This is a genomic window from Pseudomonas sp. HLG18 (genome assembly GCF_051903985.1).
Classification (GTDB): domain Bacteria; phylum Pseudomonadota; class Gammaproteobacteria; order Pseudomonadales; family Pseudomonadaceae; genus Aquipseudomonas; species Aquipseudomonas fluorescens_BT.
Genome location: NZ_CP195831.1, coordinates 134,138 through 157,642 on the forward strand (window position 1 = coordinate 134,138; position 23,505 = coordinate 157,642).

Consider the following 23,505-nt stretch of genomic DNA (forward strand, 5'->3'; position numbering starts at 1 on the left):
TCGACCTCAGCGCGCCTCTCCCTTAAGGTAGGGCGCGAATAGACAACCGGCCGGCCCAAGCTCAATTGGGACACGACCCAAGACGGACGCCTATGAACCCGAATTTCCTGGATTTCGAACAGCCGATCGCCGACCTGCAAGCCAAGATCGAAGAGTTGCGCTTGGTCGGTAATGACAATTCGCTGAATATCGGCGATGAGATCTCCCGCCTGCAGGACAAGAGCAAGACGCTCACCGAAGACATCTTCGGCAAGCTGACCAGCTGGCAGATCGCACGTCTGGCACGTCACCCGAAACGTCCCTACACCCTGGACTACATCGAGCACATCTTCACCGAGTTCGACGAGCTGCACGGTGATCGTCACTTCTCCGACGACGCGGCCATTGTAGGCGGCGTGGCACGTCTGGAAGACCAGCCAGTGATGGTGATCGGTCACCAGAAGGGTCGTGAAGTGCGTGAAAAGGTACGCCGCAACTTCGGTATGCCGCGTCCGGAAGGCTACCGCAAGGCGTGCCGCCTGATGGAAATGGCCGAGCGTTTCAAGATGCCGATCCTGACCTTCATCGACACCCCGGGCGCCTACCCTGGCATCGACGCCGAAGAACGCAACCAGAGCGAAGCGATCGCCTGGAACCTGCGCGTCATGGCCCGCCTGAAAACCCCGATCATCGCCACCGTGATTGGTGAAGGTGGTTCCGGCGGTGCACTGGCGATCGGTGTGTGCGACCAGCTGAACATGCTGCAGTACTCGACCTACGCGGTGATCTCGCCGGAAGGCTGCGCTTCGATTCTGTGGAAAACCGCAGAAAAGGCGCCGGATGCCGCTGAAGCGATGGGCATCACCGCCGAGCGCCTGAAAGGCCTGGGCATCGTCGACAAGGTGATCAGCGAGCCTCTGGGCGGCGCCCACCGTGATCCGGCCGCTGCCGCAGCATCGATCCGCGCCGAGCTGAGCTCGCAACTGGCGATGCTGAAGAAGTTCGACAACGAAGCGCTGCTCAAGCGTCGTTATGATCGTCTGATGAGCTACGGCCTCTGATCGAACGCCGTTTTGGCTGACAATGCAAAACACTGTGGGAGCGGGCTTGCCCGCGAATGCGATGTAACATTCAACGACTGTGTTGGCTGTTTCACCGCTTTCGCGAGCAAGCCCGCTCCCGCTTTTGGTTTGTGAAAAGGTAGAAAAATGGGTCAGCCCTCGATTGATTTACCTTCCAGGCTTTTGGGCAGTCTCAAGCCCTGGCTCGATGCGGCTCATTGGCGTATCGCTTTCTCCGGTGGCCTCGATTCCACCGTCCTGCTGCACCTTCTGGCAACTCTGGCCAAAACCGAATCCCTTCCGTCGCTAAGCGCCATCCATGTCCATCACGGCCTTCAGGCTGTGGCGGATGCGTGGCCGGAGCATTGTCAGTCTGTCTGTGACGGCTTGGGCGTGCCATTGACGGTTGTTCACGTCGCCGTGCCAAAGGGTGCCAGCCTGGAGCGCGCGGCGCGGGATGCGCGTTATGCGGTGTTCAGTGCAGCAACTAGGGTCAATGATGTGTTGCTGACTGGCCAGCACCGCGACGATCAGGCCGAAACGCTGCTGTTCCGTCTGCTGCGTGGTGCCGGGGTTCGGGGTCTCTCCGGCATGCCAGCCCGGCGTGCGCTGGGGCAGGGCAGTCTGGTTCGGCCCTTGCTCGACGTCACGCGTGCTGAACTTGAAGCCTATGCGCAGGAACATCAGCTGCACTGGGTAGACGACCCGTCGAATCAGGATCGACAGTTCTCGCGCAACTACCTGCGTCATCAGGTCATGCCGCTGCTGACCGGTCGCTGGCCGCAGGCAAACGCCAGCATGGCCCGCAGTGCGGCACATCTGCGCGAGGCGCAGGGCTTGCTTGATGAGTTGGCGCAGATCGATCTGAAGTCAGCGATGACATCCAGCGAGTTTGCATGGCTGGGAGTGCCATCTCTGGAGCTTGCAGCCATGGCGGGACTGTCGGCTGCGCGCCAGCGAAATGCACTCAGTCACTGGCTCGAACCGCATACGCGACTGCCGGACACCGACCATTGGTCGGGTTGGGCGGACCTGCGCGATGCCGGCAACGATGCTTCGGCGGTCTGGCGTCTGGCGGATGGCGAATTGCACCGCAGCGCCGGTCGCCTGTGGTGGCTCAGCGGCCATTGGCTGCGTACGCCGGCGGTCTGCGGCGACTGGCAGGCGCCGTCGCTGGCGCTACGCTTGCCCGATAACGGGCGTGTCATGTTCACCGGTCAGACTCCCGCAGGAGTGCTGCAGATCCGCTATCGGCAGGGCGGTGAAGTGATGCATCTGACGGATCGCGGACATCGCGATCTCAAGCGTCTGCTCAATGAGCGCGCGGTGCCGGCCTTCGTACGTGGCAGATTGCCGCTGCTGTTTCGCGGGGAAGAGTTGCTCGCCGTGGCGAACCTGCCGGGGCTCGACGGCAATGCGCTGGAAGGCTGGCGATTGGATTGGCAGCCTTCGGACGAAGATCAAGGTTTGAGATGAAGGGGGCATTCCGGTAGACTACGCTCCCTTCTTGATACAACTTCTGTGGATTCGCCTGAATTGCAGGAGTTGCCGATTACCAAGCAGTCTTTGCTGGGCGATTCCAAAAAATGTGTAGCGAGCAACGTACCGGTGTTTTCACTTCCGGTCTGTCCCAACGCGGCGGTTTTTTTGAAAGGTGCACTGTGATTAATGCAGGTGATCGGGGGCTTCGGCCTTCCTTCGCTTTCCCCGGCGGCTCGGACCGCTTTAACGCAGACTTCTAGGGTTTTTCATGACGCGCTACATATTCGTCACGGGCGGTGTTGTTTCTTCTTTGGGGAAAGGCATTGCATCGGCTTCATTGGCGGCCATCCTGGAGGCGCGGGGGCTTAAGGTCACCATGCTGAAGCTGGATCCGTACATCAACGTCGACCCGGGCACCATGAGCCCGTTCCAGCACGGTGAAGTGTTCGTCACCCACGACGGCGCCGAGACCGACCTGGACCTGGGCCACTACGAGCGGTTCATCCGCACGACCATGACCCAGAACAACAACTTCACCACCGGCCGTGTCTACGAGCACGTGCTGCGCAAAGAGCGCCGTGGTGACTACCTGGGTGCAACCATCCAGGTGATTCCGCACATCACCGACGAAATCAAGCGTCGCATCATCAAGGGTGCCGGCGATGCCGACGTGGCCCTGGTGGAAATCGGCGGTACCGTTGGCGACATCGAATCGCAACCGTTCCTCGAAGCCATCCGCCAGCTGCGTGTGGAAGTCGGTTCCAAGCGCGCGATGCTGATGCACCTGACTCTGGTGCCGTACATCGCCACCGCGGGCGAGACCAAAACCAAGCCGACCCAGCACTCCGTGAAGGAACTGCGTTCGATCGGTCTGCAGCCTGACGTGCTGATCTGCCGCTCCGACCATCCGGTGGACGTGTCGTCGCGTCGCAAGATCGCGCTGTTCACCAACGTTGAAGAGCGTGCGGTGATCTCCCTGGAAGACGTCGACACCATCTACAAGATCCCGGCCGTGCTGCACGCTCAGGGTCTGGACGATTTCGTCGTCGAGCGTTTCGGCCTGCAATGCAATGGCGCCGACCTGTCCGAGTGGGAAAAGGTCGTCGATGCCAAGCTGAACCCGGAGCACGAAGTCACCATCGCGATGGTCGGCAAGTACATGGAACTGCTGGACGCTTATAAGTCGCTGATCGAAGCGATGAGTCACGCCGGCATCACCAACCGTACCAAGGTCAACCTGCGCTACATCGATTCCGAAGACATCGAGAACCAGGGCACTGCGCTGCTGGAAGGCGTCGACGCGATCCTCGTACCGGGCGGCTTCGGTCTGCGTGGCGTGGAAGGCAAGATCACTGCCGTTCAATACGCTCGCGAAAACAAGGTTCCGTACCTGGGGATCTGCCTGGGCATGCAAGTGGCGGTCATCGAGTTCGCCCGTAACGTGCTGGGCTGGAAAGACGCAAACTCCACCGAGTTCGATCGTGCCAGCGGCCATCCGGTTGTCGGTCTGATCACCGAGTGGGAAGACGCCACCGGTGCCGTTGAAGTGCGTACCGAAGCGTCCGACCTGGGCGGCACCATGCGCCTCGGCGCTCAGGAATGCCTGCTCGAACCCGGCTCCAAGGTGCACGACTGCTACGGCAAGGATGTGATTGTCGAGCGTCACCGTCACCGTTACGAAGTGAACAACAACCTGCTGCCGCAGATCATCGAGGCCGGCCTGAAAATCTCCGGTCGCTCTTCCGATGCAGCGCTGGTTGAAGTGGTCGAAGCACCGGATCATCCATGGTTCGTCGCTTGCCAGTTCCACCCGGAATTCACCTCGACTCCGCGTGACGGTCACCCGCTGTTCAGCGGTTTCGTGAAAGCAGCGTTGGCTCAACACCAGAAGAAGGCGTAACCCGATGGCACAGAAGATCATCCGCGTCGGCGACATCGAGATTGCCAACGACAAACCCATGGTGCTGTTCGGCGGCATGAACGTGCTGGAAAGCCGTGACATGGCCATGCAGGTTTGCGAAGAGTATGTGAAGGTCACCGAAAAACTCGGTATCCCTTACGTGTTCAAGGCCAGCTTCGACAAGGCCAACCGTTCTTCTGTGACCTCCTATCGCGGTCCTGGCCTGGAAGAGGGCATGCGCATCTTCCAGGACATCAAACAAGCCTTCGGCGTGCCGATCATCACCGACGTCCACGAGCCTGACCAGGCCGCGGTCGTCGCCGAGGTCTGCGACATCATCCAGCTGCCGGCCTTCCTGTCGCGCCAGACCGATCTGGTCGTCGCGATGGCCAAGACCAATGCCGTCATCAACATCAAGAAAGCCCAGTTCCTCGCGCCTCAGGAAATGAAACACATCCTGAACAAGTGCGTGGAAGCGGGTAACGATCAGTTGATCCTCTGCGAGCGCGGTTCGAGCTTCGGCTACAACAACCTCGTGGTCGACATGCTCGGCTTCGGCATCATGAAGCAGTTCGAGTACCCGGTATTCTTCGATGTGACCCATTCGCTGCAAATGCCTGGCGGTCGTTCCGACTCCGCCGGCGGTCGCCGCGCCCAGGTCACCGACCTGGCCAAGGCTGGCATGAGCCAGTCGCTGGCGGGTCTGTTCCTCGAAGCGCACCCGGACCCGGACAACGCCAAATGCGACGGCCCTTGCGCCTTGCGTCTGGACAAACTGGAGCCATTCCTGGCCCAGCTCAAAGCCCTGGACGAACTGGTGAAGAGTTTTCCGACGGTAGAAACCGCGTAAACCTCAATTCTCCGGTAAAGTACCGCACGATTTGTCGCTCATGCCCTCGGGTATGAGCGTTGTCGTCTGCAAGCTGCCCGCTGCACACCACTTGCCGACGGTCAAAAGATTTCCTCTAGCTGCGTCGTTTTCGTCAACTTTGGAGTGTTTACAACAATGGCAAAAATCGTCGACATCAAAGGTCGTGAAGTTCTCGACTCCCGTGGCAATCCCACCGTGGAAGCGGACGTGCTTCTCGACAACGGCATCATCGGCAGCGCTTGCGCGCCGTCCGGTGCATCCACTGGCTCGCGTGAAGCGCTCGAGCTGCGTGATGGCGACAAGAGCCGTTACCTGGGCAAGGGCGTGCTCAAGGCGGTAGCCAACATCAACGGTCCGATCCGCGATCTGCTGCTGGGCACCGACCCAAGCGACCAGAAAGCCCTGGATCACGCGATGATCAAGCTCGACGGTACCGAAAACAAAGCGACCCTGGGCGCCAACGCCATCCTCGCCGTGTCCCTGGCTGCGGCCAAGGCGGCTGCACAGGATCAGGACCTGCCGCTGTACGCACACATCGCCAACCTGAACGGCACCCCGGGTGTTTACTCGATGCCGGTTCCGATGATGAACATCATCAACGGCGGCGAACACGCCGACAACAACGTCGACATCCAGGAATTCATGGTTCAGCCGGTTGGCGCCAAGTCTTTCTCGGAAGGTCTGCGCATGGGCACCGAGATTTTCCATCACCTGAAAGCCGTTCTGAAGGCCCGTGGCCTGAGCACTGCTGTGGGTGACGAAGGCGGTTTCGCGCCGAACCTGGCTTCCAACGAAGATGCACTGAAGGTGATCTCCGAAGCTGTCGCCAACGCCGGCTACAAGCTGGGCACCGACGTGACCCTGGCTCTGGACTGCGCAGCCAGCGAATTCTTCGAAGACGGCAAGTACAACCTGTCCGGCGAAGGCCAGGTGTTCACCGCTGAAGGTTTCGCCGACTACCTCAAAGGTCTGACCGAGCGTTACCCGATCATCTCGATCGAAGACGGTCTGGACGAGTCCGACTGGGCTGGCTGGAAAATCCTTACCGACAAGATCGGTGAGAAGATCCAACTGGTCGGCGACGATCTGTTCGTGACCAACACCAAGATCCTGAAAGAAGGCATCGATAAAAAGATCGCCAACTCGATCCTGATCAAGTTCAACCAGATCGGCACCCTGACCGAAACCCTGGAAGCCATCCAGATGGCCAAGGCTGCCGGTTACACCGCCGTGATCTCGCACCGTTCGGGCGAAACCGAAGATTCGACCATTGCCGACCTGGCGGTGGGTACTTCGGCTGGCCAGATCAAGACCGGTTCGCTGTGCCGTTCCGACCGCGTTTCCAAGTACAACCAACTGCTGCGTATCGAAGAGCAGTTGAATGGCAAGGCCAAGTACAACGGTCGCTCCGAGTTCCGCGGCTGATTAAGTGCCCTGCCTCACCAATACTGCTTCATTTTGGCGGCGCCTGTTGCCGTCACGCAGCGTTGCCGCTCCTCGCCATAGCGCGCTATGACTCGTCGCGGCGCCTTGCTTGACCGCAACAGTCACTCGCCAAAAGTGAAGCGTATTGGTGAAGCAAGGCACACATGTTAAAAAGACACCGGATTGTGTCGGAAAAGTCGTGACAGCGATGGATTTGCCACTAATCTGATGCCTTATATGCACAAGCCTGGATATTCCAGGCTTCGTGCTATCAGATGCTTCAAAGTTTTTGCGTGGCTGTCTTTTTTCACTGGATACCTGATATTCGATGCGCAGTCCTTACTGGTTGTTTCTCGTCTTGCTCTTGCTGCTGGCCGGTCTGCAGTACCGCCTGTGGGTGGGCAATGGCAGTCTGGCGCAAGTCGCCGAACTGAATCAGCAGATTGCTGATCAACACGCCGAGAACGAAGCCTTGCTGGAGCGCAATCGGGTGATGGACGCTGAAGTCAGCGAGTTGAAGAAAGGCATGGAGACCGTTGAAGAACGGGCTCGTCACGAACTGGGCATGGTCAAGGACGGCGAAACCCTTTACCAGTTGGCCCAATGATCGATTCCCTGCCGGCCTTCTGGGCCGTGATTCCTGCCGCGGGCGTCGGTGCCCGTATGGCCGCGGACCGTCCCAAGCAATATCTGCAACTGGGCGGGCGCACCATTCTCGAACACAGCCTCGGCTGTTTCCTCGATCACCCGAGCCTCAAGGGCCTGGTGGTCAGTCTTGCCGTCGATGATCCTTATTGGCCGAACCTGGCCAGCGCCAGCGATCCGCGAATTCAACGGGTCGACGGTGGTGCCGAACGTTCCGGCTCCGTGCTCAACGCCTTGCTGCATTTGCACGCGCAAGGTGCTGATGACGAGGACTGGGTGTTGGTGCACGATGCGGCGCGGCCGAACCTGAGCCGTGACGATCTCGACAAATTGCTCGCTGAGCTGGCGAACGATCCGGTCGGTGGTTTGCTGGCTGTGCCGGCGAAGGACACCCTCAAGCGGGTCGACAAGCACGGTCGTGTGGTGGAAACCGTGGATCGCAGCGTGATCTGGCAGGCCTACACGCCGCAGATGTTCCGCCTGGGTGCCTTGCACCGGGCACTGGCGGACAGTCTGGTGGCCGATGCGCTGATCACCGATGAAGCCTCGGCGATGGAGTGGGCCGGCATGGCGCCGCGTCTGATCGAGGGCCGTGCGGATAACCTGAAAGTCACCCGTCCGGAAGACTTGGAATGGTTGCGCCAGCGCTGGGCCAACCGTCGTTAAATCCGGTACTCCGGCCGTTCGGCCAAACCTTCCTTGAGAAAATCCACCAGTTTGCGCACCTTCGGCGACAAGTGCCGCTGCTGCGGATACAGCGCCCACACCGCCGTATTCGGCGGTTGATGCGCTTCCAGCAAAGAGATCAACGCGCCGCTGTGCAGATGTTCCAGCACGTAATAGTCCGGCAATTGACACAGTCCGACACCTTGTAGCGCCGCATCCAGCACCGCTTGCCCACTGTTGCAGCGCCAGTTTCCCTGCACCCGCTGGGAAAATTCCCGCCCGTTCTGTTCAAGTTGCCAGATGTCCGAGCTGCCGATCAGGCAATTGTGTCGACTCAGTTCCGACAAACTGTGTGGCCGACCGTACCGTTCGAGGTAGGACGGCGATGCGCAGAGGTACATGCGCCGTGGGGCCAGTCGAGTTGCTACCAGGCGGGAATCCTGAAGGCGCCCGAGGCGGATCGCCAGGTCCAGGCCTTCGTGCACCAGGTCGAGTTGGCGGTTGGTCAGTTCGATATCAATGCGCAGTTGCGGGTAATGCCCCATGAACCGGGTCACCAGCGGCACGATGAAGCGCTCGCCATAAGCCACGGCGCAGGTCATGCGCAGCATGCCTTTGGGTTCGCTGGTCAGATCGCCGACCGCGCGCAAGGCTTCTTCGCGTCCGTCCTGCAGACGTTGGCAATGTTGCAGAAAGGTCTGGCCGGCCTCGGTCAGGGTGACGCGCCGGGTGCTGCGATACAGCAGCCGCGTCTGCAAACGCTCTTCCAGCCGTACGATTTGTCGACTGATGTGCGAGGAAGAAACGCCCAGGCGTTCGGCAGCGGCGGTGAACTGGCTGCATTCGGCTACGGCGACGAACTCGTCGATGCCTTCCCAGCGGTTTTCGGACATGGGGATTATCCCTGTATGGCAATAATGTTTTGCTTTTGTCCGGATTATTCATCAAGCAGCGCTGGACTACACTCCCTGTCTGGTTTTTATTCAATGGATTCACTGGAGAGTCAGCATGATCAAGTCGCGCGCCGCCGTTGCCTTCGAGGCCAAGAAGCCGCTGGAAATCGTAGAAGTCGATGTCGCCATGCCCAAGGCCGGTGAAGTGTTGTTGCGCGTGGTGGCTTCCGGGGTTTGCCACACTGACGCCTACACCCTGTCGGGCGCTGACCCGGAAGGTATCTTCCCGTCAATCCTCGGCCATGAAGGCGGCGCAATCGTTGAAGCGATCGGCGAAGGCGTGACTTCCGTGGCCGTCGGTGACCACGTGATTCCGCTGTACACCCCGGAATGCGGCCAGTGCAAATTCTGCAAGTCGGGCAAGACCAACCTGTGTCAGGCGATTCGCGCCACTCAGGGCAAGGGCCTGATGCCGGACGGCACTTCGCGCTTTTCCTACAAGGGCCAAACGATTTTCCACTACATGGGTACTTCGACGTTCTCCGAGTACACCGTGCTGCCGGAAATCTCCGTGGCCAAGATCTCCAAGGATGCCCCGCTGGAAAAGGTCTGCCTGCTCGGTTGCGGCGTGACCACCGGTATCGGTGCGGTGATCAACACCGCCAAGGTCAAACCGGGTGACACCGTGGCGATCTTCGGTCTCGGCGGCATCGGTCTGTCGGCCGTGATTGGTGCAGTGAAGGCCAAGGCCTCGCGCATCATCGCCATCGACATCAACCCGGCCAAATTCGAAATCGCCAAACAACTGGGTGCCACCGACTGCGTGAACCCGAAGGACTTCGATCGTCCTATCCAGGAAGTGATCGTCGACATGACCGACGGCGGCGTCGACTTCTCCTTCGAATGCATCGGCAACGTGCAACTGATGCGCGCAGCTCTCGAGTGCTGCCATAAAGGTTGGGGCGAGTCGGTAATCATCGGCGTTGCCGGTGCCGGCCAGGAAATCGCGACCCGTCCGTTCCAGCTGGTGACCGGTCGCGTCTGGCGCGGTTCGGCATTCGGCGGCGTGCGTGGCCGTACCGAATTGCCAAGCTACGTCGACATGGCGCAAAGCGGCGAAATCCCGCTGGACACCTTCATCACCCACACCATGGGTCTGGAAGACATCAACAAGGCCTTCGACCTGATGCACGAAGGCAAGAGCATCCGTACCGTCATTCATTTCTGATCAATCGCGATGCCACGGCTGCAATGCGCAGCCGTGGCTGCGTAGGAGTCCTACATGAGTCTGGAAAACATCTCCTGTCAGAAGAGTTTCGGTGGCTGGCACAAGCGCTATCGCCATCGCTCCGATGTGCTGGGCTGCGACATGGTGTTCGCCGTGTATCTGCCGCCGCAGGCAGAGCAGGGCGGCAAACTGCCGGTGCTGTACTGGCTGTCGGGCCTGACCTGCACGGACGAAAACTTCATGCAGAAGGCCGGTGCCATGCGCATGGCGGCCGAGCTGGGGTTGATCATTGTGGCACCGGACACCAGCCCTCGTGGCGCCGATGTTCCGGGGGATCCGGATGGCGCGTGGGATTTCGGTCTGGGCGCCGGGTTCTATCTGAATGCCACGCAGGAGCCGTGGTCGCGGCACTATCGGATGCATGACTACGTCGTGCAGGAATTGCCTTCACTGGTTGAAGCGCATTTCCCGGCCTCGGACAAACGCAGCATCAGCGGCCATTCCATGGGCGGTCACGGCGCATTGGTTTGTGCATTGCGCAATCCGGGGCGTTACCAGTCGGTGTCGGCGTTTTCGCCGATCAACAACCCGATGGATTGCCCGTGGGGGCAAAAGGCGTTCTCCCGCTATCTGGGCGAAGACCGTTCGAAATGGCGCGAGTGGGATGCCTGTGCACTGATTGCCGAGGCGGACGAGAAACTGCCACTGCTGGTCGATCAGGGTGATCGCGACGACTTCCTCGCCACCCAGCTCAAACCGGAAGCGCTGCAGCAAGCGGCAAAACAGGCGGCCCATCCGCTGACGTTGCGCCTGCAACCGGGTTATGACCACAGCTATTTCTTCATTGCGAGCTTCATTGACGACCACTTGCAGCATCACGCGCGCGCCCTCAAGGGCTAATGCAGGTAGAATCACGCCCTGACAAAAATCGGGGCGTTTTTTTATGCGTATTGGCCACGGCTATGATGTGCACCGTTTCGCTGAAGGCGATTTCATTACTCTGGGCGGCGTGCGAATCGCACACGGCTTCGGGCTGCTCGCCCACTCCGACGGTGACGTCCTGCTGCACGCCTTGAGCGATGCCTTGCTCGGCGCGGCTGCGTTAGGTGACATTGGCAAACACTTCCCGGACACCGACCCGCAATTCAAGGGCGCCGACAGCCGTGTGCTGTTGCGTCATGTGGTCAGTCTGATCCACGCCAAAGGCTGGAAGGTCGGCAACGTCGACAACACCATCGTTGCCCAGGCCCCGAAAATGGCCCCCCATATCGAATCGATGCGCGCGCTGATTGCCGCGGATCTGCAAGTAGAACTGGATCAAGTGAACGTAAAAGCCACCACCACCGAGAAGCTTGGCTTCGTCGGTCGCGAAGAAGGCATCGCCGTGCATTCCGTTGCCTTGTTGTTGCGCGCATGAACGAACTGCAACTGCTGGGCCCGCGGGCCTATGGCGACGCCCTTGGCACCGCGGTACTGAAAGCCATCGCCGAAGATTTCCAGGTCGATGAAGTCCTCGACATTCCGTTCAGCGGTGACGGCGAGCACCTGTGGATCTGGGTGGAAAAGCGCGGTCTGAACACCGAGGAAGCGGCTCGACGCATTGCCAAGGCCGCCGGTGTGCCGCTGCGCACGGTCAGCTATGCCGGCCTGAAAGACCGTCAGGCGCTGACGCGCCAGTGGTTCAGCGTGCAATTGCCGGGCAAGGCCGACCCGGATCTGTCGGCGGCGGAAAACGACACGCTGAAGATCCTCAAAACCACCCGCCACAAACGCAAGCTGCAACGCGGCGCGCATTCGGCCAACGGTTTCACCTTGCGCCTGACCCAGTTCAATGGCGACAAGGCCGCCATCGACGAGCGCCTGCAACAGATTGCCAAACAAGGTATCCCGAACTACTTCGGCGCCCAGCGTTTCGGCCATGACGGCGGCAATGTGGTCGACGCTCGTTCATGGGCAGCGCGCAAGGCTTTGCCGGAGCAGCGCAATGTGCGTTCGCGCCTGCTGTCGACCGCCCGCAGTTTTCTGTTCAACCAGGTGCTGGCGGCGCGTGTTGCCGATGGCACCTGGCAGCGCGCCCAGGTCGGCGATCTGCTGGCGTTCACCGACAGCCGCAGCTTTTTCCCGGCGGGTGTTGCCGAATGCAGCGACCCGCGCCTGGCGATTCTCGATCTGCATCCGACCGGTCCGCAGTGGGGCGAAGGTGACTCACCGGCCGCCGGCGCTGTCCATGATCTGGAGCAGGCGATTGCCGCACGCGAGGCGGATCTGCGCGATTGGTTGATTAATGCCGGTATGAGCCACGAACGTCGTATCCTGCGGCTGCCCATTGGCGGGTTGACGTGGCATTATCCCGAGCCTGACATTCTGCAACTGGAATTCGTCCTCCCGGCCGGATGCTTCGCCACCGTATTGGTGCGCGAACTCGTTGATCTGGTGCCGGTGGGGCAGACGGACAGCCCATGCGTATTCTGATTTCAAACGACGATGGGGTAACCGCACCCGGTCTCGCCGCGCTTTATGCTGCGCTGGCGGATTACACCGAATGCGTGGTTATCGCCCCGGAGCAGGACAAGAGCGGCGCCAGCAGTTCGCTGACGCTGGATCGTCCGCTGCACCCGCAATACCTGGCCAATGGCTTCATCAGCCTCAACGGTACGCCGACCGACTGCATACATCTGGGACTCAACGGCCTGCTGGAGCGCCAGCCGGACATGGTGGTCTCGGGCATCAACCTCGGCGCCAACCTGGGCGACGACGTGCTGTATTCCGGAACGGTGGCGGCAGCCCTCGAGGGCCGTTTTCTCGAGCGACCGTCGTTTGCCTTCTCGCTGGTTTCCCGGCAGGTGGACAATCTGCCCACGGCCGCCCACTTTGCGCACAAACTGATCGAGGCCCACGCCGGGCTCGATCTGCCACCGCGTACGGTATTGAACGTGAACATTCCCAACCTGCCGATCGATCACATTCGTGGCATTCAGTTGACGCGCCTGGGGCATCGCGCCCGTGCGGCAGCGCCGATGAAAGTGGTCGATCCCCGTGGCAAGGCCGGTTACTGGATCGCCGCCGCCGGCGATGCAGAGGACGGCGGGCCGGGCACCGATTTCCACGCGGTGATGCAGGGCTACGTTTCCATCACTCCGTTGCAGCTCGATCGCACCTTCAATGATGCTTTCAGAAGTCTCGACGGCTGGCTGGAGGGGCTCAACTGATGGCCCGTGAACACGACGACCGGTTGCGCAGCGGTATCGGGATGACCTCCCAGCGCACCCGTGAACGCCTGATTCAGCGACTGTATGAAGAAGGCTTGTCCAACGCGAGCGTGCTGGAAGTGATCCGTCGCACGCCGCGTCATCTCTTCGTCGACGAAGCGCTGGCGCACCGTGCTTATGAAGACACCGCGCTGCCGATCGGCCACAACCAGACCATCTCCCAGCCTTATATGGTCGCGCGCATGAGCGAGCTGCTGCTCGAGGCGGGGCCGCTGGACAAGGTGCTGGAGATCGGCACCGGTTCCGGTTACCAGACCGCAGTGTTGTCGCAACTGGTCGAGCGGGTGTTCTCGGTGGAGCGCATCAAGGTGCTGCAGGACCGGGCCAAGGAACGCCTGGTCGAGCTCAACCTGCGCAACGTGGTGTTCCGCTGGGGTGATGGCTGGGAAGGCTGGCCGGCGCTGGCGCCGTACAACGGCATCATCGTCACCGCAGTGGCGACCGATGTGCCGCAGGCGCTGCTCGATCAACTGGCACCGGGCGGGCGGATGGTCATCCCGGTCGGCTCGGGCGAAGTTCAGCAATTGATGTTGATCGTGCGCGAAGAAAACGGCTTTTCCCGACACGTCCTCGGGGCGGTGCGTTTTGTGCCATTGCTCAACGGGCCTCTGGCCTGAGCATTTGTTTTTCGGCGCTGAATTCCTTGCGAGTGCACCTGTCTTACACCGGCACCGATTGTTTAAACAGAATTCATCGTCCATGAGCAAACGTGTGCGCCGAGCGATAACGCTTCATTAAAGGTAAAGCCGGATTCGCCCGTTATACTTGCGACGTTACAGGCCGAAATCGGCATTCCACATTTTTCAGCCACCACAAAGGGAGCGGCGGGTGAGTCTCACAGTCATTGCGCAGCGTATGGGTAACACGAGCTTTCAGCGCCTGGTGACTGGCCTTGTCTTGAGCACCTTGCTGGTCGGTTGCTCCAGCACCAAATCGAACAACGTTCGGGTCGTCGATCGCAACAACGCGGTCGCCCAGCGTCCTACAGTGACGACCGGACAGTATGTAGTCCGTCCGGGTGACACGATGTTTTCCATCGCGTTTCGCTACGGCTGGGACTATAAAGCCCTCGCTGCCCGGAACAATATTCCTACGCCGTACACGATCCACCCGGGTCAGACGATTCGCTTTGATGGGCGCCCGGGTTCAACGTCGACTGCGGTGGCCAGCAGCAGTGGTTCGGCACCGTCTTCGTCGAGCAAAACCACGATAATCCGGCGCCAGGCGAATGGCACGACGACCACCACAACCACCGGTTCCGGGGCCGCTTCGACGACGGTTGTACCGTCCGTCGCCAACAAGCCGGCACCGGCTCCATTGCCTCCACCGGGCCCAGCCCCGACCGGCTGGGGATGGCCATCTAATGGCATTCTGATTGGTAAATTCTCTTCAAACGGTAGTTTGAATAAAGGAATTGATATCGCCGGAGATTTGGGACAGCCTGTTTTAGCTGCGTCTGATGGGACTGTGGTTTACGCCGGGAGTGGCTTAAGGGGCTACGGCGAATTAGTCATCATCAAACACAGCGAAACCTACGTCAGTGCTTACGGACACAACCGTCGGCTGTTGGTACGGGAGGGGCAGCAGGTCAAAGTCGGACAGACAATTGCCGAAATGGGGTCAACGGGTACAGACCGGGTGAAACTGCATTTTGAGATTCGCCGACAAGGTAAACCTGTAGATCCGCTGCAGTTCCTGCCAAGACGTTGATTTGCAGACCAGCCTGTTCTTTCACGTAGAGGGGACAGGCTCCAGCGTTGCCAAGGATAAAGGCGCCGCTTGAGCTTGGGGTCGAACTCACCAAAGGACTATAACAATGGCTCTCAGTAAAGAAGTGCCGGAGTTTGACATCGACGATGAGGTTCTCCTGATGGAGACCGGCATCGATTCGGATTCGATGTCGAATGATGAAGGGGCTGCTCCACCTTCCGTTCGTGCCAAATCCAAACACTCCGCTTCACTTAAACAACACAAGTACATCGACTACACCCGGGCACTCGATGCCACGCAGCTGTACCTCAACGAAATCGGCTTTTCCCCATTGCTCTCCCCGGAGGAAGAAGTTCATTTTGCGCGTCTGTCGCAAAGTGGCGACCCCGCCGGGCGCAAGCGCATGATTGAAAGTAACCTGCGGCTGGTGGTCAAGATCGCCCGGCGTTACGTCAACCGGGGGCTGTCGCTGCTGGATCTGATCGAAGAGGGCAACCTCGGGCTGATCCGGGCGGTGGAAAAGTTCGATCCCGAGCGCGGCTTCCGCTTCTCGACCTACGCGACCTGGTGGATCCGTCAGACCATCGAGCGCGCGATCATGAATCAAACCCGGACCATCCGGCTGCCGATTCATGTGGTCAAGGAACTCAACGTGTACCTGCGGGCGGCACGGGAGCTGACGCAAAAACTCGATCACGAACCTTCACCCGAAGAAATCGCCAACCTGCTGGAAAAACCGGTGGGCGAAGTCAAGCGCATGCTGGGCCTGAACGAGCGGGTTTCTTCGGTCGACGTCTCGCTGGGTCCGGATTCGGATAAAACCCTGCTGGACACCCTCACGGACGACCGTCCGACCGATCCATGCGAACTGCTGCAGGATGACGATCTGTCGCAGAGCATCGATCAATGGCTCTCGGAGCTGACCGACAAGCAACGCGAGGTGGTGGTACGCCGCTTCGGTCTGCGCGGTCACGAGAGCAGCACGCTGGAAGATGTAGGCCTGGAGATCGGCCTGACCCGGGAACGGGTGAGACAGATCCAGGTGGAAGGCCTCAAGCGCCTGCGGGAAATCCTTGAGAAAAACGGCCTGTCGAGCGAGTCGCTGTTCCAGTAAGCGTTCTGCATGACCGCCAACAAAAAGCCCCGACCGTTCGGGGCTTTTTGTTGTCCGGCTCTGGCCAGCGGCCTGGAACCTGACGATCGGTCGTCATTTCCCGGGTTTGTAGTCTCGCGGTGTAAGCCCTGGCTTACTCTTTCGTAAGTGTTCGTTATTTTTACACTGCGGAAGACATCCATTGCGCTGTGGTGACGTGATCAACTTTTTGATTTATATGAATATTTTCAAATGTTAAATGCTTATGACACGAGACTTTACCGGAACGGGCCGGTTGCCCAAACCGGGGAACTCTTTAGTATCTGGGTTGTGTCGACGGATAGACACGCCCTTCACGGAAGAGGGGAATGGACATCGCAGGACGCGATTCATCAGGACGATGAAAAGGAACACAGGGAATAGGGAAAAAATGTGGGCGGGTCAAACCGCCCCTTTTTTTTGCCTGTAGAAAAGCAAAACGCAGAAAAGCAAAAAGGCCCTCATGAGGCCTTTTGCGTGAACGCGGGGGTAATCAGCGTTCGAGGTCTTTGATCTTGCCTTTGACACCATCCCACTCTTCGGCGTCTGGCAGCGATTCTTTCTTCTCGGTGATGTTCGGCCAGATTTCGGCCAATTCAACGTTCAGCTGAATGAACTCCTGCATTTCTTCCGGAACTTCGTCCTCGGAGAAAATGGCGACGGCCGGGCATTCCGGTTCGCACAGGGCGCAGTCGATGCATTCATCCGGGTGAATCACCAGGAAGTTCGGGCCTTCGTAAAAGCAGTCCACCGGACAGACTTCTACGCAGTCGGTGTACTTGCACTTGATGCAGTTGTCGGTGACGACGAAGGTCATTTCTAATTTTCTCCTCAGGCGGCGGCAGCGTTGCCCCTTCACGGTTGGGGTCGCCAGGTTCGGGAGCGATGTCTGCCAGCCAGGCTAAATAGCCAGCAGCATCCCGAACCGCGCGAGATTCTAACAGCTTGAAGCCGTTTGCGTTATATCCGGTTCTTCAGTGCTTAGATCCGGTTCTTAAGTGCATATAACATTTCGAGTGCCCGGCGCGGTGTCACGTCATCGAGATCCAGCTTGGCCAGTTCGTCCAGTACCGGGTGCGGCAGGCTGGCGAACATGTCGCTCTGTTGCGGGGCGGCCGGCTTGCCTTTGACGGCCGGCTTTGGCGCTTCATGAGGCAGCGCAGTGTCTTCCAGTCGGCTCAAGTGCTCGCGGGCTCGCGCGATCACTTCGCTGGGTACACCGGCCAGTTGCGCCACGGCCAGGCCATAGCTCTGGCTCGCCGGCCCCGGCAGGACATGGTGCAGGAACACGATACGTTCGTTGTGTTCGGTCGCGTTGAGATGCACGTTGGCAACTAGCGGCTCGGCTTCCGGCAACACGGTCAGTTCGAAATAGTGCGTGGCAAATAGAGTATAGGCGCGCAAATGCGCCAGTCGCTCGGCCGCCGCCCATGCCAGCGACAAGCCGTCGAACGTGCTGGTGCCGCGACCCACTTCGTCCATCAGCACCAGGCTGCGTTCGGTGGCGTTGTGCAGGATGTTGGCGGTTTCGCTCATTTCCACCATGAAGGTCGAGCGGCCGCCGGCCAGGTCGTCGCTGGAACCGATGCGGGTGAAAATCCGGTCCACCAGCGACAGTTCGCAGCTGGCCGCTGGCACGAAGCTGCCGATGTGCGCCAACAGCACGATCAACGCGGTCTGGCGCATATAGGTGGATTTACCGCCCATGTTCGGACCGGTGATCACCAGCATCCGGGTGTTGTCGTCCAGGCTCAGATCGTTGGCCACGAACGGCGTGGTCAGCACTTGCTCGACCACCGGGTGGCGACCCTGGTTGATGCGCATGCACGGTTCGCTGACGAAGGTCGGGCAATTCAGGTCGAGATTCAGAGCACGTTCGGCGAGATTGCTCAGCACATCCAGTTCTGCCAGCGCACCAGCGGTGTCCTGCAGCGGCGGCAACTGGCTGATCAGATCTTCCAGCAACGCCTCATAGAGCATCTTCTCGCGAGCCAGGGCGCGGCTCTTGGCCGACAGTGCCTTGTCCTCGAACTCTTTCAACTCGGGAGTAATGAAGCGCTCTGCGCCCTTCAGGGTCTGACGACGGATATAGTCCGCCGGAGCCGATTCAGCCTGCTTGCTGGGCAATTCGATGAAGTAGCCGTGAATCCGGTTGTAACCGACTTTCAGGTTGGCCAGGCCGGTACGGGCCTTTTCCCGGGCTTCCAGATCGATCAGGAATTGTCCGGCGTTTTCGCTCAGCGACTGCAGCTCGTCGAGTTCGCTGTCGTAGCCGGTTTTCAGCACGCCGCCATCACGGATCACCGCCGGTGGATTGTCGATAATGGCTTTTTCCAGCAGCGCTGCCAGTTCCGGGTAGGTGCTGGTGGTGCTTGCCAGATGTTGCAGGTGCGGCGCTTCGAGATCGGTCATCGCCACTTGCAGTTCAGGCAGGGCGCCGAGTGCGTCACGCAGACGGGCGAGGTCGCGAGGACGGGCATTGCGCAGACCGATCCGGGCGAGAATCCGCTCGATGTCACCGATCTCTTTCAACTGTGGTTGCAGTTTTTCGAAACGATAACCGTCGAGCAGGCAACGGATCGAGGTCTGGCGCGCCAGCAGCACGGTGAGATCGCGCAGTGGGCGGTTCAGCCAGCGGGTCAGCAAGCGGCTGCCCATGGCGGTCTGGCAACGGTCGACCACCGATTGCAGGGTGTTGTCGCGGCCACCGGCCAGGTTGGTGTCGAGTTCCAGGTTGCGGCGGCTGGCGCCGTCCAGCACCACGGTATCGTCCAGCCGCTCGTGACGCAGGCTGCGCAGATGGGGCAGGGCGGTGCGCTGGGTTTCCTTGGCGTAGGCCAGCAGGCAACCGGCAGCGCCGATGGCCAGGGTCAACGTTTCGCAGCCGAAGCCTTTGAGATCCTGGGTCGAGAATTGCTGGCAAAGACTTTTCAGCGCCGAGTCGCGCTCGAAGTCCCACGGCGCACGGCGACGAACGCCACGGCGTTTTTCCGCCGGCAGATCCTTTGGCCAGTCATCCGGGATCAGCAACTCGACCGGGTTGACCCGCTCAAGCTCCGCCAACAGGTTTTCCCAACCCTTGATTTCCAGCACGGTGAAGTTGCCGCTGGTGATGTCCAGTACCGCGAGGCCGAACAGGCGCTCGTCCCCCAGCACCGCCGCGATCAGGTTGTCGCGACGCTCATCCAGCAATGCCTCATCGCTGACCGTGCCCGGGGTGATGATTCGCACTACCTGACGCTCGACCGGGCCCTTGCTGGTGGCCGGGTCGCCAACCTGCTCGCAGATCACTACCGACTCGCCCAGCTTGACCAGTTTCGCCAGATAGCCTTCCGCCGCGTGATACGGAATCCCGCACATCGGAATTGCCTGCCCTGCCGACTGCCCGCGGGCGGTCAGGGTGATGTCCAGCAACTTGGCCGCCTTCTTCGCGTCTTCGTAGAAGATCTCGTAGAAGTCGCCCATGCGGTAGAACATCAGCTGGTCCGGGTGCTGATTCTTCAGGCGCCAGTACTGCTGCATCATCGGAGTGTGGGAGGACAGGTCGGAGACGGCTTTATTCATCGGATTGTCAGGTAACTCGTTGGAAGATGTGGGGCAAAAGCGGGGCGGTCGCCGGGCTTTTCCGCGATGGGCGCAAGGTTACCATGGGCGGTCTGTTGGACGCAGGCATCGCGGCCGGGTGACAGGTTTATGGCGCAAAAAGCTCGACTATGCACGATTTATGCAAATCAGCATTTGTCATCCCGAAAAACTTCAAGCACTATGCGCGTTATGCAAAAACGCAACGTATCCTCCGTCTTAAGAGCACTGCTCGATCAGCACGGGATCTCCCCCACGGAGCTCCACCGTCGCACCGGCGTGCCTCAATCCACTCTCTCGCGGATTCTCAGCGGGAAGATCGTCGATCCTTCGGATAAACATATTTCGAAGATTGCCGAGTACTTCGCCGTGAGTACCGATCAGTTGCGCGGGCGCGCGGATGTCGCGCCGGTTGCCGGCGGCGGGCGCGAGGAGTTGCATTCCGAACTCAAGGACATAAGCCTGTGGGACGATGACACGCCCGTCGATGACGACGAGGTGTCCGTGCCCTTCCTTCGCGAGGTTGAATTGGCTGCTGGATCAGGAAGATTCGTCATCGAAGAGAGCGAGCGCTCCAGCCTGCGCTTTGGCAAGCGCAGCCTGCGCCATAATGGCGTGCAGTTCGACCAGGCCAAATGCGTGACCGTACGGGGCAACAGCATGTTGCCGGTGCTGCGCGACGGCGCCACGGTCGGTGTCAACGCCGGCAAGTGCGGGATCGGCGACATCATTGATGGCGACCTTTATGCGATCAACCACAACGGTCAATTGCGGGTTAAACAGCTCTATCGCCTGCCTACCGGTATCCGTCTGCGCAGCTTCAATCGCGATGAGCATCCGGACGAGGACTACAGCTTCCAGGATATGCAGGACGAGCAGATCGTCATCCTCGGTCACGTCTTCTGGTGGGGTATGTACGCCCGGTAACCTGACTCCTTTCTGACAAAACCCGCCTCGGCGGGTTTTTTTTCGCCTGTAGAAAACCGGCCAACCCTTGAACGGCGGGGGCTTTCATGCATTCGCGCATTTCTTGTGCATAAATAAATGCATTTACGCATTGACTGTATATGCATCCATGCATATTCTTGCCACCAAGCCGCTCGACAAAGCGGCTGGCAACAACAGCTCTTTAGTTCCACAAGAACAGGCAGCGATGAACCGGCCTCAACGGTTCAGAGGGTTGGCAACTGACCCGGGTGTGCAGCGTAAAGCACCAGAAGCAGTTATCCGGCGGGCAGGGACCGCGGTCGGAAAAACAATTTGAATGGACTCGTACCGCGCCAGTAGCGCCGAAAAGTCAGCTTCCTTCACACGGACACAGGATTGAAGGAAGGCGAAGGAGCGCATTACTGAAAAGCCCGGCGGACTGCCGGGCTTTTTGGAATGCCTGCCTTGTTCGCAATAACCCCTGAGGCATTACCCATCAATCCTTTCACGGAAGAGAAATCCGAATATGTTTAAGAAATATCTTGCTCCGTTCCTGGCCAGCGCAATGTTGCTTGGTGCAGGCACGAATGTGCTGGCCGCCAACCTGTTGGTCAACGGCAGTTTTGAACAGTCGACCTGCGGTGGTGGCTGCATTCTGGACACCCCCGCCAAAACCAATGCAATCACCGGTTGGACAACCTTTCTGTCCGGTGCCGAGTACTTCAACATGCCAAACGCAATTGGCGGTTCCGTCGCAGCCGACGGCGTGATGATCGTGGATCTGGCCAATTATGTTTATGGCAATGGTGGCGGGATTCAACAGAACTTCGCCACGACCATCGGGGCGAAGTACCGACTCACCTTCAGCGCAGGCAATTCACGGTTTGCCAGCCGCTCCGGTGACGGTGTCATCCAGGTCAAAGTGGCCGGGCAAACGTCGATGTTCAATACCCCGACGGCTAAAGGTGTTGCTGTGGAGTGGAGCACCATCACTTACGAATTCACCGCCATCACAGCGCAGACAACGCTCGCGTTTTTCAACGAGCAAAACCCGAACGCCAACTTTGCCTTTATCGATAACGTCATTGTTGAACGCCTGTAGCGCCCAGAACCGGGGAGCTGCGTTGGTTGGCTTCTCACTATTCTTTTATTCATCCGCACTCCCGGGAGGCGTGACATGACAAACGAGCAACAAGCGTTGGCTGACATGCCGATCTGGCTGGTCATCCTCCTTGCCGTCGTGGGCGGGGTGTCCGGCGAAATGTGGCGCGCCGACAAGGAGGGCGCCCGTGGCTGGCCACTGCTTCGGCGGCTCGCCCTGCGCTCCGGCGCCTGCATGATCTGCGGCGTCTCGGCGATCATGCTGCTGTACGCCGCCGGCATGTCGATCTGGGCTGCTGGCGCGTTTGGCTGCCTGACAGCCATGGCCGGCGCCGACGTGGCCATCGGTCTGTACGAACGCTGGGCCGCCAAGCGCATTGGCGTCTGCGAAGTTCCCCCGCGCGATCCGCAGTAACCCTTTCACTTTCCTGTCTCGCTGCACGCTGTGCGGTGGGACTGCGCGTGGACATTCGAAAAGGAGGTCATGCATGCCCACACCGATCCGGCAGCCGTCGCAACTGTTCACGGCAATGGCGACAGCCTTGCGCAACAACGCCGACCTGAACGTGCAGGTCGGCAGTCAGGATGACTTCACGGCCCCCGGCGACAAGGCCTGGGTGCTGATCGACATCGAACGCAATGCACCAGGAGAACGCGCTGCCAACGGGCGTATCGCCCATGTGCTGACGCTGTCACTGCAAGTCATCCCGGCGCTTTCCGCCACGGCGTTCGCTGCCTGTGACCTGATCGCCGCCCTGAAAAACCTGATCACCGACAATCGTTGGGGCCTGCCCGGCGATCAATGCGATCTGCCAATGAATATCGATGGTTTGCCGTCACTGGCGATTCGAGCCGATCAGCCCAACAAGGCCTGGACACTGACCTTCAACCAGACCCTCTACCTGGGCCCGACCCTGCTGGACGACCCGCTCGGCACACCGAAATTCGCCCGCACCTGGGAAGTCAGCGACATCGACGATCCCGACCAATACACCACGCTGGAGGCCTGACCGATGTTCGACGCGTTACTGCGTATGCAACTGGGCCCGATCATCGAACGCCTGGCCGAGATGGAAGCGGAGATCGAAGACCTGCACCGACGCGCCGAGAGTTATTGCCGCATCGGCATCTGTCAGGAGGTCGATGCGGCGAGCAACACCTGCAAGGTCAGCCACGGTGGATTGCTCACCCCGGCCATCAAATTCTTCAACCCCAGCGCCGGCGCGCAGAGCGAGTCGCGGATCCCGACGGTGGGCGAACAATGCCTGCTGTTCAACTACGGCAGCGGCGAAAGCGGCGCACAAAGCGTGGCGTTGTTCGGCCTGAACAGCGACCGTTTTCCACCGACCTCGACGGTGCCGACGTTGACCCGTCGCGTCCATCAGGACGGCAGTGAAAGCGGCTACGACGACGCCACTCACACGCTGCATTGGCAAAACGGTCCGGCCGCCTTCAACGGCTCCCGAGAATCGCTTGAGCTGAGCATCGGCCCGGCGCGGCTGGCGATGACAGCGCAAGCGATCAACCTGCAACTGGGCGCCGTCGGCCTGGCCATCGACGCCTCGGGCGTGCACTTCAGCGGCCCGTTGGTGGATCACCAGGGTCGCGTCATCAGCCCCTGAATCAAGAGCTTC

At 59.9% G+C, this 23,505-nt stretch carries 23 protein-coding genes; 20 read left to right on the plus strand and 3 right to left on the minus strand.

The window, feature by feature from the left end:
• Positions 1–92: 92 nt before the first annotated feature.
• The 7 genes from ACSPX5_RS00615 to ispD all read left to right on the plus strand — a co-directional run bounded on the left by ACSPX5_RS00615 (position 93) and on the right by ispD (position 8,029).
• Positions 93–1,040 carry an acetyl-CoA carboxylase carboxyltransferase subunit alpha gene (locus ACSPX5_RS00615; RefSeq protein WP_011332694.1) on the plus strand — a complete coding sequence of 316 codons (948 nt, stop codon included), beginning with the start codon at positions 93–95 and terminating at the stop codon, positions 1,038–1,040.
• A gap of 147 nt (positions 1,041–1,187) precedes the next feature.
• On the plus strand, positions 1,188–2,516 hold the full coding sequence (gene tilS / locus ACSPX5_RS00620) for a tRNA lysidine(34) synthetase TilS (RefSeq protein WP_439820767.1): 1,329 nt from the start codon (positions 1,188–1,190) through the stop codon (positions 2,514–2,516).
• Positions 2,517–2,790: 274 nt separating this feature from the next.
• Complete coding sequence (locus ACSPX5_RS00625; protein WP_085697338.1) at positions 2,791–4,422, plus strand: CTP synthase; 1,632 nt, start codon at positions 2,791–2,793, stop codon at positions 4,420–4,422.
• Positions 4,423–4,426: 4 nt separating this feature from the next.
• Entirely contained in the window at positions 4,427–5,272 is an 846-nt protein-coding gene (gene kdsA, locus ACSPX5_RS00630) for a 3-deoxy-8-phosphooctulonate synthase (protein WP_007954807.1), read from the plus strand.
• Between the two features lie 156 nt (positions 5,273–5,428).
• Positions 5,429–6,718, plus strand: a complete 1,290-nt coding sequence (eno, locus tag ACSPX5_RS00635; RefSeq protein WP_323159930.1) for a phosphopyruvate hydratase — start codon at positions 5,429–5,431, stop codon at positions 6,716–6,718.
• A gap of 328 nt (positions 6,719–7,046) precedes the next feature.
• Entirely contained in the window at positions 7,047–7,325 is a 279-nt protein-coding gene (gene ftsB, locus ACSPX5_RS00640) for a cell division protein FtsB (RefSeq protein ID WP_003222158.1), read from the plus strand.
• Positions 7,322–8,029, plus strand: coding sequence for a 2-C-methyl-D-erythritol 4-phosphate cytidylyltransferase (gene ispD / locus ACSPX5_RS00645; RefSeq protein WP_169429073.1), 708 nt, complete (start codon positions 7,322–7,324; stop codon positions 8,027–8,029). Before ftsB ends, ispD begins: the two co-directional genes overlap by 4 nt.
• Here ispD and ACSPX5_RS00650 read toward each other — a convergent pair.
• On the minus strand, positions 8,026–8,922 hold the full coding sequence (locus ACSPX5_RS00650; RefSeq protein WP_085712852.1) for a LysR substrate-binding domain-containing protein: 897 nt from the start codon (positions 8,920–8,922) through the stop codon (positions 8,026–8,028). The two genes, ispD and ACSPX5_RS00650, sit on opposite strands and share 4 nt — an antisense overlap.
• Positions 8,923–9,037: 115 nt before the next feature.
• Between ACSPX5_RS00650 and ACSPX5_RS00655 the strand changes: the two genes are divergently transcribed.
• The 8 genes from ACSPX5_RS00655 to rpoS all read left to right on the plus strand — a co-directional run bounded on the left by ACSPX5_RS00655 (position 9,038) and on the right by rpoS (position 16,243).
• Entirely contained in the window at positions 9,038–10,150 is a 1,113-nt protein-coding gene (locus ACSPX5_RS00655; RefSeq protein WP_007954819.1) for an S-(hydroxymethyl)glutathione dehydrogenase/class III alcohol dehydrogenase, read from the plus strand.
• 54 nt (positions 10,151–10,204) lie between these two features.
• Positions 10,205–11,050: an S-formylglutathione hydrolase gene (gene fghA / locus ACSPX5_RS00660; protein WP_323159928.1), complete on the plus strand. Its 846-nt coding sequence runs from the start codon at positions 10,205–10,207 to the stop codon at positions 11,048–11,050.
• 43 nt (positions 11,051–11,093) lie between these two features.
• Positions 11,094–11,567: a 2-C-methyl-D-erythritol 2,4-cyclodiphosphate synthase gene (gene ispF / locus ACSPX5_RS00665; RefSeq protein WP_007954821.1), complete on the plus strand. Its 474-nt coding sequence runs from the start codon at positions 11,094–11,096 to the stop codon at positions 11,565–11,567.
• Positions 11,564–12,622 carry a tRNA pseudouridine(13) synthase TruD gene (truD, locus tag ACSPX5_RS00670; RefSeq protein WP_134825650.1) on the plus strand — a complete coding sequence of 353 codons (1,059 nt, stop codon included), beginning with the start codon at positions 11,564–11,566 and terminating at the stop codon, positions 12,620–12,622. Before ispF ends, truD begins: the two co-directional genes overlap by 4 nt.
• A complete protein-coding gene (surE, locus tag ACSPX5_RS00675; RefSeq protein ID WP_169429078.1) occupies positions 12,610–13,359 on the plus strand; it encodes a 5'/3'-nucleotidase SurE in 750 nt (249 codons plus the stop codon). Before truD ends, surE begins: the two co-directional genes overlap by 13 nt.
• 41 nt (positions 13,360–13,400) lie before the next feature.
• Entirely contained in the window at positions 13,401–14,036 is a 636-nt protein-coding gene (locus ACSPX5_RS00680) for a protein-L-isoaspartate(D-aspartate) O-methyltransferase (RefSeq protein ID WP_176704451.1), read from the plus strand.
• 211 nt (positions 14,037–14,247) lie between these two features.
• Positions 14,248–15,129: a peptidoglycan DD-metalloendopeptidase family protein gene (locus ACSPX5_RS00685; protein ID WP_169429079.1), complete on the plus strand. Its 882-nt coding sequence runs from the start codon at positions 14,248–14,250 to the stop codon at positions 15,127–15,129.
• 106 nt (positions 15,130–15,235) lie between these two features.
• On the plus strand, positions 15,236–16,243 hold the full coding sequence (gene rpoS / locus ACSPX5_RS00690) for an RNA polymerase sigma factor RpoS (RefSeq protein ID WP_007954831.1): 1,008 nt from the start codon (positions 15,236–15,238) through the stop codon (positions 16,241–16,243).
• 511 nt (positions 16,244–16,754) lie between these two features.
• Here rpoS and fdxA read toward each other — a convergent pair.
• Together fdxA and mutS are read right to left on the minus strand one after the other, a co-directional pair.
• On the minus strand, positions 16,755–17,078 hold the full coding sequence (gene fdxA, locus ACSPX5_RS00695) for a ferredoxin FdxA (protein WP_007908827.1): 324 nt from the start codon (positions 17,076–17,078) through the stop codon (positions 16,755–16,757).
• A gap of 164 nt (positions 17,079–17,242) precedes the next feature.
• Positions 17,243–19,825, minus strand: coding sequence for a DNA mismatch repair protein MutS (mutS, locus tag ACSPX5_RS00700; RefSeq protein ID WP_169429080.1), 2,583 nt, complete (start codon positions 19,823–19,825; stop codon positions 17,243–17,245).
• 210 nt (positions 19,826–20,035) lie between these two features.
• Between mutS and ACSPX5_RS00705 the strand changes: the two genes are divergently transcribed.
• The 5 genes from ACSPX5_RS00705 to ACSPX5_RS00725 all read left to right on the plus strand — a co-directional run bounded on the left by ACSPX5_RS00705 (position 20,036) and on the right by ACSPX5_RS00725 (position 23,493).
• Positions 20,036–20,770, plus strand: a complete 735-nt coding sequence (locus tag ACSPX5_RS00705; RefSeq protein ID WP_169429081.1) for a LexA family transcriptional regulator — start codon at positions 20,036–20,038, stop codon at positions 20,768–20,770.
• A 526-nt stretch (positions 20,771–21,296) separates the two neighbouring features.
• Positions 21,297–21,872, plus strand: a complete 576-nt coding sequence (locus ACSPX5_RS00710; protein ID WP_439820768.1) for a DUF642 domain-containing protein — start codon at positions 21,297–21,299, stop codon at positions 21,870–21,872.
• 75 nt (positions 21,873–21,947) lie between these two features.
• Positions 21,948–22,286: a phage holin family protein gene (locus ACSPX5_RS00715; protein WP_085647806.1), complete on the plus strand. Its 339-nt coding sequence runs from the start codon at positions 21,948–21,950 to the stop codon at positions 22,284–22,286.
• Positions 22,287–22,359: 73 nt separating this feature from the next.
• Positions 22,360–22,881 carry a hypothetical protein gene (locus tag ACSPX5_RS00720; RefSeq protein WP_169429084.1) on the plus strand — a complete coding sequence of 174 codons (522 nt, stop codon included), beginning with the start codon at positions 22,360–22,362 and terminating at the stop codon, positions 22,879–22,881.
• 3 nt (positions 22,882–22,884) lie between these two features.
• A complete protein-coding gene (locus ACSPX5_RS00725; RefSeq protein WP_439820769.1) occupies positions 22,885–23,493 on the plus strand; it encodes a phage baseplate assembly protein V in 609 nt (202 codons plus the stop codon).
• Positions 23,494–23,505: the final 12 nt, after the last annotated feature.

Excerpts from the sequence above, each read along its gene's own strand:
- ACSPX5_RS00680 (WP_176704451.1), top strand. The coding sequence starts at position 13,401 with ATGACCTCCCAGCGCACCCGTGAACGCCTGATTCAGCGACTGTATGAA.
- ACSPX5_RS00650 (WP_085712852.1), bottom strand. The coding sequence starts at position 8,922 with ATGTCCGAAAACCGCTGGGAAGGCATCGACGAGTTCGTCGCCGTAGCC.
- ACSPX5_RS00725 (WP_439820769.1), top strand. The coding sequence starts at position 22,885 with ATGTTCGACGCGTTACTGCGTATGCAACTGGGCCCGATCATCGAACGC.
- surE (WP_169429078.1), top strand. The coding sequence starts at position 12,610 with ATGCGTATTCTGATTTCAAACGACGATGGGGTAACCGCACCCGGTCTC.
- ACSPX5_RS00625 (WP_085697338.1), top strand. The coding sequence starts at position 2,791 with ATGACGCGCTACATATTCGTCACGGGCGGTGTTGTTTCTTCTTTGGGG.
- ispD (WP_169429073.1), top strand. The coding sequence starts at position 7,322 with ATGATCGATTCCCTGCCGGCCTTCTGGGCCGTGATTCCTGCCGCGGGC.
- ACSPX5_RS00705 (WP_169429081.1), top strand. The coding sequence starts at position 20,036 with ATGCAAAAACGCAACGTATCCTCCGTCTTAAGAGCACTGCTCGATCAG.
- eno (WP_323159930.1), top strand. The coding sequence starts at position 5,429 with ATGGCAAAAATCGTCGACATCAAAGGTCGTGAAGTTCTCGACTCCCGT.
- rpoS (WP_007954831.1), top strand. The coding sequence starts at position 15,236 with ATGGCTCTCAGTAAAGAAGTGCCGGAGTTTGACATCGACGATGAGGTT.
- ispF (WP_007954821.1), top strand. The coding sequence starts at position 11,094 with ATGCGTATTGGCCACGGCTATGATGTGCACCGTTTCGCTGAAGGCGAT.
- kdsA (WP_007954807.1), top strand. The coding sequence starts at position 4,427 with ATGGCACAGAAGATCATCCGCGTCGGCGACATCGAGATTGCCAACGAC.
- ftsB (WP_003222158.1), top strand. The coding sequence starts at position 7,047 with ATGCGCAGTCCTTACTGGTTGTTTCTCGTCTTGCTCTTGCTGCTGGCC.
- ACSPX5_RS00615 (WP_011332694.1), top strand. The coding sequence starts at position 93 with ATGAACCCGAATTTCCTGGATTTCGAACAGCCGATCGCCGACCTGCAA.
- ACSPX5_RS00720 (WP_169429084.1), top strand. The coding sequence starts at position 22,360 with ATGCCCACACCGATCCGGCAGCCGTCGCAACTGTTCACGGCAATGGCG.
- tilS (WP_439820767.1), top strand. The coding sequence starts at position 1,188 with ATGGGTCAGCCCTCGATTGATTTACCTTCCAGGCTTTTGGGCAGTCTC.
- mutS (WP_169429080.1), bottom strand. The coding sequence starts at position 19,825 with ATGAATAAAGCCGTCTCCGACCTGTCCTCCCACACTCCGATGATGCAG.
- ACSPX5_RS00710 (WP_439820768.1), top strand. The coding sequence starts at position 21,297 with ATGTTTAAGAAATATCTTGCTCCGTTCCTGGCCAGCGCAATGTTGCTT.
- fghA (WP_323159928.1), top strand. The coding sequence starts at position 10,205 with ATGAGTCTGGAAAACATCTCCTGTCAGAAGAGTTTCGGTGGCTGGCAC.
- ACSPX5_RS00715 (WP_085647806.1), top strand. The coding sequence starts at position 21,948 with ATGACAAACGAGCAACAAGCGTTGGCTGACATGCCGATCTGGCTGGTC.
- fdxA (WP_007908827.1), bottom strand. The coding sequence starts at position 17,078 with ATGACCTTCGTCGTCACCGACAACTGCATCAAGTGCAAGTACACCGAC.
- ACSPX5_RS00655 (WP_007954819.1), top strand. The coding sequence starts at position 9,038 with ATGATCAAGTCGCGCGCCGCCGTTGCCTTCGAGGCCAAGAAGCCGCTG.
- truD (WP_134825650.1), top strand. The coding sequence starts at position 11,564 with ATGAACGAACTGCAACTGCTGGGCCCGCGGGCCTATGGCGACGCCCTT.